Source organism: Streptomyces sp. NPDC040589 (assembly GCF_055594445.1).
The window spans coordinates 1,023,161-1,037,209 of the sequence record NZ_JBVIWP010000002.1 but is presented as its reverse complement, the minus strand read 5'-3'; the positions used below and the strand labels follow the sequence as shown (position 1 = coordinate 1,037,209).

General features: G+C 70.1%; 12 protein-coding genes. 5 read left to right on the top strand and 7 right to left on the bottom strand.

Translation table 11 applies throughout. The features are described 5' to 3' along the window. Positions 1-115: 115 nt before the first annotated feature. Together ACZ58V_RS11645 and ACZ58V_RS11640 are read right to left on the bottom strand one after the other, a co-directional pair. A complete protein-coding gene (locus tag ACZ58V_RS11645) occupies positions 116-2,452 on the bottom strand; it encodes an MFS transporter (RefSeq protein WP_471289950.1) in 2,337 nt (778 codons plus the stop codon). A 738-nt stretch (positions 2,453-3,190) separates the two neighbouring features. Further along, complete coding sequence (locus tag ACZ58V_RS11640) at positions 3,191-4,438, bottom strand: MFS transporter (RefSeq protein ID WP_471289758.1); 1,248 nt, start codon at positions 4,436-4,438, stop codon at positions 3,191-3,193. A gap of 96 nt (positions 4,439-4,534) precedes the next feature. On the opposite strand from ACZ58V_RS11640, the gene ACZ58V_RS11635 reads away from it, so the two are divergent. After that, positions 4,535-5,113, top strand: coding sequence for a TetR/AcrR family transcriptional regulator (locus ACZ58V_RS11635; protein ID WP_471289757.1), 579 nt, complete (start codon positions 4,535-4,537; stop codon positions 5,111-5,113). 109 nt (positions 5,114-5,222) lie between these two features. On the opposite strand, the gene ACZ58V_RS11630 is transcribed toward ACZ58V_RS11635, so the two are convergent. The 4 genes from ACZ58V_RS11630 to ACZ58V_RS11615 all read right to left on the bottom strand — a co-directional run bounded on the left by ACZ58V_RS11630 (position 5,223) and on the right by ACZ58V_RS11615 (position 10,081). Further along, the gene (locus ACZ58V_RS11630) at positions 5,223-6,071 is read right to left on the bottom strand and encodes an alpha/beta fold hydrolase (protein ID WP_471289755.1); all 849 of its coding nucleotides are present in this window, start codon (positions 6,069-6,071) and stop codon (positions 5,223-5,225) included. Positions 6,072-6,175: 104 nt separating this feature from the next. After that, positions 6,176-7,684: a CoA-acylating methylmalonate-semialdehyde dehydrogenase gene (locus ACZ58V_RS11625; protein ID WP_471289754.1), complete on the bottom strand. Its 1,509-nt coding sequence runs from the start codon at positions 7,682-7,684 to the stop codon at positions 6,176-6,178. A gap of 181 nt (positions 7,685-7,865) precedes the next feature. Continuing rightward, positions 7,866-8,342, bottom strand: coding sequence for a 2,4'-dihydroxyacetophenone dioxygenase family protein (locus ACZ58V_RS11620; protein WP_471289752.1), 477 nt, complete (start codon positions 8,340-8,342; stop codon positions 7,866-7,868). Positions 8,343-8,419: 77 nt separating this feature from the next. Continuing rightward, positions 8,420-10,081 (bottom strand): bifunctional fumarylacetoacetate hydrolase/alpha/beta hydrolase family protein, encoded by a 1,662-nt coding sequence (locus ACZ58V_RS11615; protein WP_471289751.1) that lies wholly within the window; start codon positions 10,079-10,081, stop codon positions 8,420-8,422. A gap of 153 nt (positions 10,082-10,234) precedes the next feature. Here ACZ58V_RS11615 and ACZ58V_RS11610 point away from each other — a divergent pair, with 153 nt between their 5' ends. Continuing rightward, positions 10,235-10,909, top strand: coding sequence for a FadR/GntR family transcriptional regulator (locus ACZ58V_RS11610; protein WP_471289749.1), 675 nt, complete (start codon positions 10,235-10,237; stop codon positions 10,907-10,909). A 216-nt stretch (positions 10,910-11,125) separates the two neighbouring features. On the opposite strand, the gene ACZ58V_RS11605 is transcribed toward ACZ58V_RS11610, so the two are convergent. Beyond that, the gene (locus ACZ58V_RS11605) at positions 11,126-12,034 is read right to left on the bottom strand and encodes a LysR substrate-binding domain-containing protein (protein WP_471289748.1); all 909 of its coding nucleotides are present in this window, start codon (positions 12,032-12,034) and stop codon (positions 11,126-11,128) included. 74 nt (positions 12,035-12,108) lie between these two features. Between ACZ58V_RS11605 and ACZ58V_RS11600 the strand changes: the two genes are divergently transcribed. The 3 genes from ACZ58V_RS11600 to ACZ58V_RS11590 are packed head-to-tail and all read left to right on the top strand — an operon-like array spanning position 12,109 to position 14,047. Continuing rightward, positions 12,109-12,774: an RraA family protein gene (locus tag ACZ58V_RS11600; RefSeq protein ID WP_471289747.1), complete on the top strand. Its 666-nt coding sequence runs from the start codon at positions 12,109-12,111 to the stop codon at positions 12,772-12,774. After that, complete coding sequence (locus ACZ58V_RS11595; RefSeq protein WP_471289745.1) at positions 12,771-13,436, top strand: RraA family protein; 666 nt, start codon at positions 12,771-12,773, stop codon at positions 13,434-13,436. Before ACZ58V_RS11600 ends, ACZ58V_RS11595 begins: the two co-directional genes overlap by 4 nt. Next, positions 13,433-14,047 (top strand): RraA family protein, encoded by a 615-nt coding sequence (locus tag ACZ58V_RS11590; RefSeq protein ID WP_471289744.1) that lies wholly within the window; start codon positions 13,433-13,435, stop codon positions 14,045-14,047. Before ACZ58V_RS11595 ends, ACZ58V_RS11590 begins: the two co-directional genes overlap by 4 nt. Positions 14,048-14,049: the final 2 nt, after the last annotated feature.

Below are 14,049 nucleotides of genomic sequence, written 5' to 3'. Positions count from 1 at the left end.
TCCCCCCTTTAGGGGACCAGACCATGGGGGTGAAAACCCGGGTGCCCGGCCGCTGGTTACACACGTTCTCCCCCCCCTCGGTCACCCCTTTGCGCCGCACGCCTGTATGCCGGCCCTATGCCTCTTTGTGGGTCAGCGCGATGTCGACGGCGTCCTGGCTGCCGCTCAGTGTGATCTGCGTGGCCACCGGCGGGTAGCCGCTGGCGATCACGGTGTACTGCTGGCTGGAGAGGTCGGCGAAGGAGTAACTCCCGTCGACGCCGGTGGTGCGCGTCCCTACGACGTTGCCGGCGGCGTCGATCAGAGTGACCCGGGCGTCGTCCAGGGCACGGCCGTCCTGGCTGTGCACCGTCCCCCGCAGAGTCGCCGCGACGGCAAGCTGGATGTCGCAGCGGGTCCCCTCGGAGGAAACGGTTGCCGGCACGGCCGCCGGGCGGTGGCCGGGCGCGCTGACGCTGAGCGTGTAGTCGCCGGGCAGCAGGTCGTCGATCCGGTAACCGCCGTCGTCTCCGGTGGTGCTGGAGCCCGTCACCTCACCGCGCTGGTCGGTGGCCACCACCAGCGCACCGGACAGGACTTCGCCGTCCCCGCCGAGCACCGTACCGGCCAGGCCGCCGGTGCTGGGGAGTATCACGAGGTCGTGGGAGACCGGCACGCCGTTCACGCTCAGGGTGGCGACCTGTGGCTGGTAACCGGGCGCCGAGCCGATGAGGACCAGGCTGCCGCGCTCGGAGGTGTCCACCGCGTACGAGCCGTCCTCACGGGAGGTGGCGCGGGCCACCTGGTGGCCGGCGGTGTCCAGCAGGGTGATCGCGGTACGGGGCACGGGTGCGCCCGCGCCGTCCCGCACCCGTCCGCGGATGACTCCCGTGCCGCCCGCGTCTGTGGCGACGGCACCGGTGGCCAGGAGCGTGGCCGTGGAAGTGGCAGCGGTCTCCACGGCCGTGTCCGGGGTGGGGACCGGGGCCCCCTGGACCTCCGCTCGGGCCTCCGTGTTCGCCGCGGCCGGGCTCGCGCTCCTCTTCGAGCGGAACATCAGCACCGTGAGGAGGAAGGCGAAGGCGAAGAAGCCGGCCGACCACCAGTAGGCGACTTCGTAGCTGTGCAGCGCCGCGTTCGCCTTGACCAGCGGGTCGTTCAGATGGTCCTTGGCGTAGTTCGTGGCTGCGGTGGCGGCCAGGGTGTTCAGCAGGGCGGTGCTGATCGCTCCTCCCACCTGCTGGGTGGTGTTGACGGCCGCCGAGGCCACGCCCTGGTCGCTCGCCTGCACACCCAGGGTGGCGTAGCTCATCGCCGCGGGCATCGCCAGGCCGAGCCCCGCGCCCAGCAGCAGCAGCGGCGGCAGCACATGCGCCGCGTAGCTGCTGTCCAGCGCGAGGCGGGTCAGCCAGACCATGCCACCCGCGGCCACCAGCAGGCCGAAGGGCACGACGATCTTGGGTCCGATCTTGGGTACCAGCCAGTTGGTGGACAACTGCGCCATCACCATCAGCGCGCCCACCATCGGCAGGAAGGCCACGCCGTTCTTCACCGGCGAGTAGCCTAGCGTGGACTGCAGGTAGTAGGTGAGGAAGAGGAAGACGCCGAACATGCCGGCGGACGAGATGAGCATGGTCGACAGGGCCGCGGCGCGGTCTCGGTCGGCCAGCACCCGCAGCGGCAGCACGGGGTGCTTCGCCCGTATCTGCCACAGGAAGAAGACCAGCAGCAGGACGCCGCCTCCAGCGAGGAAGCCCCACGTCATCCAGTTGTCCCAGTCGTGGGTCTCCGCGTTGGCGAAGCCGTAGACGATGCCGAACAGACCGCTGGAGACCAGGACCACTCCCGGGATGTCCAGCTGGGGCCGCTCGGCCGGGACGGAGCGGCCGAAGAGGAAGATCGCACCGATCAGCGCGGGAACCGCGATGACGTCGTTGACGTACAGCGTCCAGCGCCAGTCCAGGTACTCGGTGAGCAGTCCGCCGAGGACCAGGCCCACGGCGGCGCCGGAGCCGGCGATGGCGCCGAAGATGCCGAACGCCCTGGCGCGTTCCTTGGGCTCGGTGAACGTCGTGGTCAGCAGGGAGAGCGCCGCCGGAGCGAGCAGGGCGCCGAACAGCCCCTGCACCGCGCGCGCGACGACCAGCATGGTGAAGCCGTCCGCCGCACCGCCGACCGCCGAGGCGGCGGCGAAGCCGACGAGGCCGATGATGAAGGTCGTCTTGCGGCCGAACAGGTCGGCGAGCCGGCCGCCGAGCAGGAGCAGACTGCCGAAGGCCAGCGAGTAGGCGGTGACGATCCACTGCCGGTCGTTGTTGCCGAAGCCCAGATCCTGCTGGGCGGACGGCAGGGCGATGTTCACGATCGTGGCGTCGAGGACGACCATGAGCTGGGCGAGGCCGATCACGGCCAGGGCCCACCATCGGTGCTTGGTTCGGGCTTGGGCGGGGCCGGACGGCCCGGCCTCGACCATGGCAACCGGGATGGATTCCAAGGCGGTACTCCCCTCAAGGGGCTCGGATGGCTCAGATGTGCGTCAGCGCGGGGAGGACAACGATGTCCCTACGGCGCGCAGTTGCAGGTGGCGTCGGAGTCGGCTCGGCCGACGACCGGCGAGCGAGGACCGCCCCATCGATCAGACGCCGCAAGATAAGGGGACGGCCGGGTCTCCTGCCCCCGTCCGGCTTCGGCGCGCGGCGCCGTCCGGCACCAGCTGCAGGATCTTCCGTCGTCGTCCGGCCGACATCGCGTGCCGGGCGCGTGCCAGGCCCTCGCGGTGACGGACGGTGTGGGCGAGTGCTGTCGCGAACTCGTCATGATTACCGCACGGCGAGCCGCCGCTATCCGGGCGATGGGACGCACGGCGGCGCATGAATCGCGTTCGGGTAGCGGTGGCTACTGCGGTGCGTCTCGCACCGTCCCCGCGCTGCATGTCGGGAGCAGCCGCGAAGCACGCCCGTTGCAGAGCCGGACTGGTGCGCCAAGTGCCGCTCAGTCCGGTCTCCGCGCCGGTCGTCGTCATGGCTGCCGCCCACTATCGGTCCGAAACGGTTTCGTACGCAAAGGTAGGGCAGCCTCGGGGCGAAACGCAATCGTTTCGATCAGTCTGATGTCAACTGTGCGGTAGGCCACACGTCGAGGTTCCGTGCGGCGCGGTCAACCCGCCCTGCCGTCGGTCAGGCTCGCCGCCGGCACGAAGCGGTGACGGTCTTCACCGCGAGGTGCCGGCCGGCTGGGGCCTGGCCTCCCGGTCGCTCTGCCCACTGCGGCGACCGGTCAGGTACGCGGCGAGGGCGAGCAGTCCGGCAAGGGCGATGAGCGCACAGACGGCACCCCAGCCCAGGTGAAGGTAGGCGCGGGTACCGAGCCACGATCCGGCGCTGCCACCGAGGAACGCGCAGGTCATGTAGCCGGTGTTCAGGCGGCTCCGCGCTTCGGGCCGCAGGGCGAAGATACGGGCCTGGTTGGCGACCTGACCGCACTGCACCGCCACGTCCAGCAGGAGCAGCCCCGCAGCCAGTGCCACAAGCCCCACCGCTCCGCCCAGCAAGCCCGCGGTCAGTACCGCCGCTGAGGCGAGGGCGGCCAGGATGCACCACAGGTTCACGCGGTCGACGCCGAGCCGGTCCACCCAGCGTCCGGCCGCCGGAGCGCAGAACATGCTGCCCGCTCCGATCAGTGCCAGCAGCCCCACGGCTTGGGTGCCCATGCCGTACTCGGGCCCTGTGATCAGGAGAGCCAGCGCGGTCCACGCGGCGCTGAATCCGCCGAAGACGGTGATCTGGAAAAGCACGGAACGCTGGAGCTCCCGCTCCGTACGCAGCATCCGCAGGGTGTCGGCGAGCAGGGTCGGGTAGCGATCGTGCACCACCGGGGCGCCGCCCGGCAGAGCGAGGCCGAGGACGACGGCGAGCAGCCCGGTCAGCGCGGCGGCGACGAGGTACGGAGCGCGCCAGCCCAGGTGCTCGCCCAGCACGCCGCCGAAGGTACGGGCCAGCAGGATGCCGCCGATCAGGCCGGCCTGCAGCGTGCCGATCACGCTGCCGCGCCGATCGGACTCGACCAGACCTGCTGCCATGGGCAGCAGGAGTTGTGGGACCACGGTGGCCACGCCTACCACGGCACCGGCCGCGAGCAGCAGGCCGGTGGCCGGGGCGAGACCGGCGACGAGGAGGGCGGCGCAGGTCGTCGCGAGCAGCCCGGTGATCAGTGGCCGGCGGGGAAGGCGGTCGCCGAGTGGCACCAGCAGAAAGATCCCGGCGGCGTAGCCGAGCTGCGTCACCGTCGCCACGATGGCCGCAGTGGCCGGTGCGATGCCCAGGCCGTCGGCGATGAGCGGGGTGAGAGCCTGCGGGAAGTAGACGTTCGCGACGCCGACACCGCAGGCCAGTGCCATGACCAGCGGCAGCTTTCGCCCCACGTCCGTGAGGGCCGGCGCGGACGGATCCCTTCGGGACATCGTATCCACCAATCGAACGAACTAGATGGTTCGAAATCGACCGTGGCATGCCGACCTTCGATTCGTCAAACGAACCAGTTCGTTACCATGGGATGTATGGCATACGACTCCTCGGCGACCAAGGAACGCATCCTCGCGGCGGCGACCGCGGAGTTCGCCGCGCACGGCGTCGCCGGTGCCCGGGTGGACCGTATCGCTGCCCAGGCCAAGGCCAACAAGCGTGCGATCTATGACTACTTCGGCGACAAGAACAAGCTCTTCGCCGTCGTTCTCGAACGCGTGCTGGCCGACCTCGCCGAGGCCGTCCCGCCGAGTGACGATCTGTCCGGCTATGCCGAGCGCCTCTTCGATTACCACCGTGCCCATCCCGAAGCGCTGCGCCTGGTCATGTGGGAGGCACTCGAAATCGGCGACCGGCCCGTTCCGGCTGAAGAAGCCCGCACCCGCCACTACCAGGACAAGATCGACGCCGCTGAATCCGGCGGTCAGGGCGGCGACGCGCGTACCCGTGTGTTCTTCACGCTCGCCCTGGTCGGCTGGAGCATCGCCATGCCTCAGCTACGGCGCATGGTCCTCGGCCCCGACTACGAGTTCGACGACCTCCGCGCGGAGGTCGCCCAGGCCGTACGGGCCCTGTCGGCAGAGGACGGGATCTCCGGGCAAGGACAGCCGTAGGGCCATGAGGAAGTCGTCGTCCTGGCACTACTGACCACGAAGCCCGGCAAGGAGGCGGAGTTGGCCGAGGTACGCCTTCCAGGTGGGCAGTGCGACCTTCGGCTGTCATTCAGCCCAGCTTCGTGACGATGTCGGTCACCTGTCCGGGCATTGACAGGAACGGCGAGTGCGAGGTGTCGAGCTCCACCACCGAGGTCGTGTTGCGAGGGAAGGCGGCGTCCGCGTCTGCGATGAACTTCTGCTGCAGGGCCGGTCGGATCGCCATGTCCTGGGCGCAGGTGATGTAGGTGCGGGGCACCGAGCCCCAGCCGTCGCCGGTCAGAGTGGTGGTCCCGAGCGCGATGCCCGCCGGAGCGTCAGGGGTCAGCAGCCCGAGGGCCGCCTCGGCGACGGCCGGATCGACGTCGTTGAAGAACGCGTCGCGCAGTTGCCGACGGTAGCCGGGGTCATCGGAGGTGAGGTCGAACCGCAGGGCGCCGATCACGGCGGGATCGCCCCGAAAGGACTGTCCGACCAGTTCGCCGGCGCTCTCGGGCATCTGCACGTAGGCGAGGGCCGGAACCCCCGAGGCCGGCATGAACGCGGTCAGGTACACCGCGTGCGCCACCAGGTCGGGCGCCAGTTGCGCTGCGCGCGTCAGGACGGCGCCGCCCATGCTGTGGGCCACCAGCGTGACAGGGCCACCCCGGCCGACCTCCTTGATCTGAGAGACCAGCAGGTCGCCGGCCTGGTCGAGGTCCACCCCCGCCACCGGCGACACCTCGGTGGCCAGGGCCTCAGCGTCGAACGGACGTCTGGTGAGACATTGCGGCCGACTGGCACGAAGCCCGTGGCCCGCCATGTCCACCGCGACCGCCGGGCGACCCATGGCCGCCACGCGAGCGATGACCTCACTCCAGCACCAGGATCCATGCCAGTAGCCGTGCAGGAAGATCAGCGGGGTCGAACCAGCGGACATTCTCACTCCTTTGTGACGCCGGCTTCGGTCACCGGCTCGCGTGCGCGTCCGAGCAAGGCATCCCTGACTTGGGAAGGACAGAGGAAGCCGCTGTGCCGGACGGTTCAGGTGGAGGTGGGGAAGCTGAAGCCCGTGGTGACGGATCGGTCCTGTTGGGGCCAGCGGGTGGTGACGACCTTGGGGCGGGTGTAGAAGCGGATGCCTTCGGGGCCGTGGATGGGGGAGTCGCCGATGAGGGAGTCCCTCCAGCCGCCGAAGGAGTAGTAGGACATCGGGACGGGCACCGGCACGTTGACGCCGATCATGCCGACGTGGACGTTGCGCTGGAAGCGGCGGGCGGCTTCGCCGGAGGCGGTGAACAGGGCGGTGCCGTTGCCGTAGGGGTTGGCGTTGATGAGGTCGATGGCCTCGTCGAGGGTGTCGACGCGGACGACCGCGAGAACGGGGCCGAACAGCTCCTCCTGGTAGGCGTCCATGTCGGTGGTGACGTGGTCGAGGAGGGACGGACCGGTGAAGAAGCCCTCCTCGTGGCCGTCGACCTTCAGCCCGCGTCCGTCGACCACGACGGTGGCGCCCTGGTTCTGGGCGGTGGCGACGGCGTTCTCGAGGCGTTCCTGGGCGGCCTTGGTGATCAGCGGTCCCATCTCGGTGCCGGGGGCGTCGCCGGGGCCGACCTTGACCTCGCGGGCCTTGCGCGCCAGTACCTCGACCAGCCCGTCGGCCGCCTCGCCGATCGCGACGGCGACCGATATGGCCATGCAGCGCTCGCCGGCCGAGCCGTAGGCACCGGCGGTGATGTGGTTCGCGGCGAACTCCACGTCGGCGTCCGGCAGCACGACGGCATGGTTCTTGGCACCGCCCAACGCCTGAACCCGCTTGCCGGCCCGCGTGGCCCTCTCATGCACGTACTTGGCGATGGGGGTGGAGCCGACGAAGGAGACGGCCTCGATGCCGGGGTGGGTCAGGATCACGTCGACGGCGTCCTTGCCGCCGTGGACGACGTTGAAGACGCCGTCCGGCAGACCGGCCTTCTGGTACAGCTCGGCGACGAAATTGGCGGCGGACGGGTCGCGCTCACTCGGCTTGAGGATGAAGGTGTTGCCGGTGGCGAGGGCGATCGGGTGCATCCACAGCGGCACCATCGCGGGGAAGTTGAACGGCGTGATGCCGGCGACGACGCCCAACGGCTGCCGGAAGTCGTGCACGTCCACACCGCGCGACACCTGGTCCGAGAAGCTGCCCTTGAGTACGTCGCCGAGACCGCAGGCGAACTCCACGACCTCACGGCCGCGCACGATCTCGCCGCGCGCGTCGTCCACGGTCTTCCCGTGCTCGGCGGAGATGATCCGGCCCAGTTCCTCCTCGTGCTCGACCAGGAGCTGGCGGAGGGTGAACATGACCTGGGCGCGCTGGGAGAGGGAGGACTGCGACCAGGTCTCGAAGGCGCGGGCCGCCGCGGTCACGGCCGTGTCGACGGTGGAGGAGTCGCCGAGCAGGACCCGGGCCTGTTCGGCGCCGGTGGCCGGGTTGAACACGGTCGCGGTCCCGGGGCTCGTCCCGGTGCGGGGACTGGTGGTGGGGGAGCCGTTGATCCAGTGCTGGATTGTCTTCACGTGAGAGTTTTCCTTACAGGTGGGGGCACTCGGTCTGCTGGTCGGCGGCACGGGTGGTGTCCGGGGCAAAGGTCTGGCTGAACGGGGACGGTCCACTGACCGTGCGCGGGTCTGCAGCGTTGCCCCCCAGGGCACAGACGGCCCGCCGACTCTGCCGACGGACCGTCATGCGCGATCTGGGTCAGGCGGAGGCCGCTACCTCTGCCGGCTTGTCGTACATGGCCTGGACGCCCTCCCAGTCGAGGATGGCCGCGATCTTCTCGTTTTCGTCGAGGAAACCCAGAGGGCCCTGGCAGACGAAGAAGAAGACCGTTTCCTCGGGGAAGTTGGTCCAGTCGTGGAGCATGGAGTTGGCCTCGTAGCCGTAGTCGCCGGCGACGGCCGTGAACCCGCCGCCGGAGTCGCCGCCGCGGATGTCCATGCGGCCGTACACCATGTAGTACTCGGCGGCCCCGATGTGCAGATGACGGTCGAACCCGGAGCCGGCCTCGCAGTGGAAGAGCACGGTCCAGGCGCCCGTTTCCGCGCTCACCCGAAGCAGCTTGAAGGTGATGCCGGGGCAGAACGGCTTCCACTCCTGCTCCGCGGTGTGGATCGCGATGTCCTGGAGCTTGGCGTTGTGCTCGAAGTAGCGGTCGAGTGCGGTGGTCTCGGTCATGACGATGCAGCGTCCCTTCATCCATCGTGGTGACCAATCAGAATCGGTTGAGCTGATTGGCAGACTTGGCTTGCTGGTCAGGGCCGGGCGAGGAACTCCCGGAGATCTCGGGTGACGTCTTCGGGCGCTTCGAGGGTCTGCCAGTGGCCGATGCCCTCGATGACGTGCAGCCTGGCGCTGGGCAGCAGGGCGAAGATGTCGTCGTTGACCGCCAGCGAGCTGATCTTGTCGTCGCTGCCGGTGAGCAAGAGCACCGGAGCCTTGATGCTCGCGAAGTCCGGCTCCTCGGCCGAGGCCAGGGCCTCGCAGGCGGCGGCGTAACTGTCCGGGTCCTGGCCGAGCAGCAGTTCACGGACCAGGGCTGCGGCCAGCGGACGATCGGTGCGGGTCTGCTCGGAGGTGGCGAGAGACACGAGGGTGTCGGCCACCGCGGACATGCCGCCCTCGCGCACGGCGCGGGCGCGGGCACGCGTGGCCTCCTTGGTCTGCGGGCCCTGGGCGCGGACCGCACCCAGCAGCGCGAGTTTGGTGACCCGGCCGGGATGGGCGGCGGCGAAGGTGGTGGCGATGAGGGTGCCCATGGAGTGGGCGACGACGGCGGTCTCCTCGATGCCTTCCGCGTCCAGCAGGGCAGCCAGTTCCTCGACCCAGCCGGTGATGCTGGGAGGGCCGTTCCTGGGCGAGCGGCCATGGCCGGACAGGTCGTAGCGCAGCACCGTGTGGTGCTCGGCCAGGGCGGCGACCTGCGGATCGTAGACGGTGGTGGCGCCCCCGAGGCCGTGGATGAGGACCACGGTCGAGCCCTGCCCGGTCTTCTCGACGAACAGTTCGGCGCCGCCGGCCGGCCGGATGTGGTCGCGACCGGCCGCGGGGCCGATGGTGTTGGTCAGCTCGCCCAGTCCCGGGGCGGAGACGACGACCTGGTCTCCGGTGGTGAGGTACTTGGGAGGGTCGAAGCCGATGCCGACGCCGGCCGGGGTGCCGGTGGCGATGACGTCCCCGGGCTCCAGCGTGATGCCGGCCGAGAGGGTCTCGATGATGGTCGCCACGTCGAAGAGCAGCTGTGAGGTGTTGGTGTCCTGGCGCAGCTCGCCGTTGACGCGGGACTGCAGTCGCAGATCACGGATGTCGATCTCGTCGGCGGTCACGGCCCACGGCCCCATCGGGCAGAAGGTGTCCAGGGACTTGCCGATGAACCACTGCTTGTGGTCACGCTGCAGGTCACGGGCGGTGATGTCGTTGATGAGGGTGTAGCCCCACACGTAGTCCATCGCCTCGTCGCGGCTCACCTTCGAGGCGCGTCGCCCGATGATGACGCCGATCTCGCCCTCGTAGTCCAGCGCGGAGGTGAGGTCGGTGTGGGGGTCGACCACGTCACCGGAGGCGATCACGGACGCGGCCGGCTTGGTGAAGACGACCGGGTGCTCCGGCAGGTGCTGACCGTCCGGGGAACCGGTCGCGTCGAAGCCGCTCTCGGCGAACTCCGCGGCGTGCTCGGAGTAGTTGCGCCCCACGCAGAAGATGTTGCGAGCCGGGACCAGGGGCGCCAGCAACCGTCCGGGGACGGCCTGGCGGCCGAGCGCCAGACGCGTGACTGCCCCGGGACCCGCGTCGATGATCTGCCGCAGGTCGCTCACGGAAACGCCGGTGTCGGCGAAACGCACCTCGCGGCCCGCTCCGTGTTCGTCGACGGCGCATACCCGCACGCCGTCCTTGCCGTGAATCCTTGCGAAGCGCACCGCATCTCCTTCGAACCAATGCAAACCAATATTTAGGATCGGTTCACATCGGTGAGTCTAGGTTCGGGTTTCAGTCAGGTCAATAGCTGGTTTCTCGCCCATTGATCGACGCAGGTGCTAACATTGGTTCTCATTGGTTCGGAAGGAGTGGAAATGGATCTCGCTGTCGGGCCCGCCGCCGTCGTGCTCAAGCACGTGGAGGAGGTCATCACCGCCGACGGCCTCAAGCCGGGCGACCGCCTGCCCACCGAACGGGATCTGGCGGCAGCCACCGGAGTGGGCCGCGCCGCGGTCCGCGCCGCTCTGCGGGACCTGGAGTCCCGCGGAATCGTGCTGCGTCACGTCGGCCGCGGCACCTTCATCGCTCCGGATGAGACTGCTCGCCCCGAGACGTCCGGCCACCAACCGAGCCCCGCCGAGATCATGGCCTCACGCCTGGTGCTGGAACCGGAACTGATGCCGCTCGCGGTCGCCTCGGCCACCGGCGCCGACCTCGAGGAAATGGAGCGGTGTCTGCGCGGCGGCGAGCAGGCCTCCAGCTCCGAGGAGTTCGAGCGCTGGGACACCGCCCTGCACCACAGCTTCGCCGCCGCCACGCACAACACGGTTCTGATCAACGTCAGTTCGCTGCTCATCGAGGCCCGGCGCCAGCCCATCTGGGGCGGGTTGAAGCGTCGCAGCTTCAACCCCGAGCGCCACCGCTGCTACTGCACCGAACACGAGCAGATCGTCGCCGCTGTCCGCGAACGTGACCCGCAGGCTGCCCGTGACGCGATGCGCGACCACCTCCATCACGTACGCCGCGTCCTGCTCGGTGACAACCTCTGATCCGGCAGGCCCGCGACAGGGGTTCCTGCTCAGGGACCGCCCGCAGCGCGAAACTGCTGGACGAAAGCTCCGGCTACCGCCTCGGGGCCGACCTTGCGGACGTCCGGGGCCACAGCGCGGCCGCGTCACCGCGCCTGGCCTGATCCAGCCGGGCGTCCTGCGCCGGGTGCCATGCTGTAGCGGCTCGCCGTTCTGCCGCGGGCTCGCCGTTCGGGATCAGTCGTGCGGCGGTGGTGGTGCCTGTGCCGTGGTCAGTTGCGTCGTGATGGCGGTGAGGCGTTCGGCCAGCGCGCCGGGGTCGGAGCGCGTCATGGCGGTGAGTTCGATGGTCACTGTCGCGTGGCGGAGGGGTCGGAAGCGGACGGCGGGGCGTGGCCCGGACGCCGCGGCCGGCACGACGGTGACGCCGAGCCCGCATTCGACCATGGCGATCTGTGAGGTCACCGACCGTGCCCAGTGGGCCGGGACGGGGCTGAAACCGGCCGCTCGGCACATGGCCGCCATGGCGTCGTGGTAGTCGGGGGAGATGTGGCGGTGCAGCCACACCCACGGGCCGCCCGCGAGGTCCGCCAGATCCAACGGGCCGGTGGTATCGGCGGCGGGGTGGTGGAGGGGCAGGGCCGCGACGAACCGGTCGGCGAAGAGCGAGGTCGCCGTGGTGCCGCGTACGGGGGCGGTCTGGCGCACGATCGCCCAGTCGAGCGAGTGGTCGAGGAGTCCCGCCGCGGCCTCGTGGGTGTCGATCTCCTGGGTGCGGATCTCGACGTCCGGCATGGCCTCGTGGAACCGCTCCAGCACGAGCGGCAGGGGCCAGGAGAAGGCCGAGGCGACGGCGCCCAGGCTCAGTCGTCCGCCGCGCCCGGTGGCGGCCTGCCGGGCGGCGGCCTCGGCTTCCTCGGCGTTCCGGATCAAGGCGCGGCAGTGATCCAGGAACACGGCCCCGGCGGGGCTGAGGGCGACCGACCGCTGGGTGCGGTGCAGCAGTCGACAGCCGAGCTGCTGTTCCAGTTGCTTGATCGCCTGGGACAGCGGGGGCTGGGACATCTGCAGCCGTTGCGCGGCACGGCCGAAGTGCAGCTCTTCGGCGACCGCGACGAAGTACCGGGCCTGCCGTATCTCCACCATGATTCGCGGAGCCTCTTACTGAGATAGGAAATCAGACCTTCCGAATATATGTCGGCGCTGTTGAAGTGGAGGCCATGAGCAACTCATCTCTCCTGGAACGCTTCGCGGCGCTCGACTCCGCCGCCGTCAGCGACGCGCTCGACCAGCTCGGGCTCCCTTCCGGAGTCGGCGGTATCCGTCCGGTGTGGGGTCCGGCTGCCGTCGCGGGATTCGCCGTCACCGTGGGGCTCGAACCGCGCACCGAAGGCCCTGCCGGAGCCCACATCGCCACCGCGGCCGTCGAAAGCGCGGACGACCGGAGCGTGATCGTCGTCGACAACCAGGGCCGTACCGACGTCTCGTGCTGGGGCGGCATCCTGAGTCTGGGCGCGTCCCTGCGCGGGGTTCGCGGCGTCGTCGCCGACGGCGTGTGCCGCGATGTGGCGGAGGCCCGTGAGCTGGGTTTCCCGGTGTTCTCGCGGGGTTCGATCCCGGCCACGGCGCGGGGCAGGCTGCAGCAGCGCTCCACCGGCGAGCCGGTCCGTGTCGCCGGACTCACGGTCGAGCAGGGCGACGTCGTTGTCGCGGACGAGACCGGTCTCGTCGTCGTCCCGCGTGACCGGGCCGAGGAAGTGGCGGAGATCGCCACCGCGATCGTCGCCCGGGAGGGCGCCATCGCGGACGAGGTGCGCGCGGGCGCGCCCCTCTCCCGGGCCATGCACGACGCGCGCCTCGCCGGGGAGAAGGAGCCGGTCCGATGAGTGACACCGCCACCGCTTCGAAGCCCGCTCCGCACCTGTCCACCGCGTCGGTCTCCGACGCCCTCGACTCGCTCGGGCTCCCAGGCTCCCTCCACGGCATCGGTGCGCTGCGCCCGGGGCAGCGGATCGTCGGACCGGTCTTCACTGTCAGCTACGAACCGGTCGACGAGGCCGGCGGCACGGTGGGTGACTTCCTGGACGACGTTCCTGCCGGCGCCGTGGTGCTGATCGACAATGCCGGCCGCACCGACTGCACGGTGTGGGGCGGCATCATGAGCCGGACCGCCCACGAGCGCGGCATCGCGGGCACCGTCATCAACGGCACCTGCCGCGACGTCGCCGTCGCGACCGCCGCCGGTTACCCGATCTGGTCGGTCTCCCGGTTCATGCGCACCGGCAAGGACCGCGTCCGGGTGGCCGCGGTCCAGACGGCCGTCACCCTCGACGGTGTCCTCATCCACCCCGGCGACATCCTCGTGGCCGACGACGACGGCGCCGTGGCCGTCCCGGCCGCCCGCTGGGACGAGGTCGCGGACATCGCCCGCCGTATCGACCGCGTCGAGGAGGCCATCGTCGAGGCCGTCCGCGGCGGCGCCATCCTCGCCGAGGCGCGTGCGCGGCACGGCTACCACACGCTGCAGACCCGGAAGGACCCTTCGTGAACACGCACGACATCGCCCGCGGCCACTCCACCGCAACCCTGTCCGAGGCGTCCGGACTCCCCGTGGCACTGTCCTCGCAGATCCGGCCGCTCTGGGCCGGCGCCCGGCTGTGCGGCCCGGCGTTCACCGTGCAGGGCGCCGGCGGCGACAACCTCGCGCTGCACCACGCCGTCCTGCACGCCCCCTCCGGCTCGGTCCTGGTCGCCGACCTGGGCGGCGCCCGATTCGGCCACTGGGGCGAGATCCTCACGGTGGCCGCCCAGCACCGGGGGATCGCGGGCCTGCTCATCGACGGCGGCGTCCGAGACGCGTCGGAGATCCAGGCACTCGGCTTCCCGGTCTTCTCCCGCAACGATTCCATCCTCGGCACCCGCAAGGACTTCCGCGGCGTGTTCGGGCGTCCCGTGAAGGTCGGCGGCGTCACGGTCCACACCGGCGACCTCGTCGTCGGGGACATCGGCGGAGTCGTAGCCCTTCCCGCATCCGACACCGAGCGGATCCTCGACCGCGCCGACGCCCGCGTGGCCCACGAGGACGAACTGATGAAACAGCTGAGGGAAGGCCGCAGCACCCTTGACCTGTACAACAACTTCGAAGCCGCGGGGCGGTGACC

Excerpts from the sequence above, each read along its gene's own strand:
- ACZ58V_RS11600 (WP_471289747.1), top strand. The coding sequence starts at position 12,109 with ATGAGCAACTCATCTCTCCTGGAACGCTTCGCGGCGCTCGACTCCGCC.
- ACZ58V_RS11620 (WP_471289752.1), bottom strand. The coding sequence starts at position 8,342 with ATGACCGAGACCACCGCACTCGACCGCTACTTCGAGCACAACGCCAAG.
- ACZ58V_RS11640 (WP_471289758.1), bottom strand. The coding sequence starts at position 4,438 with ATGTCCCGAAGGGATCCGTCCGCGCCGGCCCTCACGGACGTGGGGCGA.
- ACZ58V_RS11630 (WP_471289755.1), bottom strand. The coding sequence starts at position 6,071 with ATGTCCGCTGGTTCGACCCCGCTGATCTTCCTGCACGGCTACTGGCAT.
- ACZ58V_RS11635 (WP_471289757.1), top strand. The coding sequence starts at position 4,535 with ATGGCATACGACTCCTCGGCGACCAAGGAACGCATCCTCGCGGCGGCG.
- ACZ58V_RS11595 (WP_471289745.1), top strand. The coding sequence starts at position 12,771 with ATGAGTGACACCGCCACCGCTTCGAAGCCCGCTCCGCACCTGTCCACC.
- ACZ58V_RS11605 (WP_471289748.1), bottom strand. The coding sequence starts at position 12,034 with ATGGTGGAGATACGGCAGGCCCGGTACTTCGTCGCGGTCGCCGAAGAG.
- ACZ58V_RS11645 (WP_471289950.1), bottom strand. The coding sequence starts at position 2,452 with ATGGTCGAGGCCGGGCCGTCCGGCCCCGCCCAAGCCCGAACCAAGCAC.
- ACZ58V_RS11610 (WP_471289749.1), top strand. The coding sequence starts at position 10,235 with ATGGATCTCGCTGTCGGGCCCGCCGCCGTCGTGCTCAAGCACGTGGAG.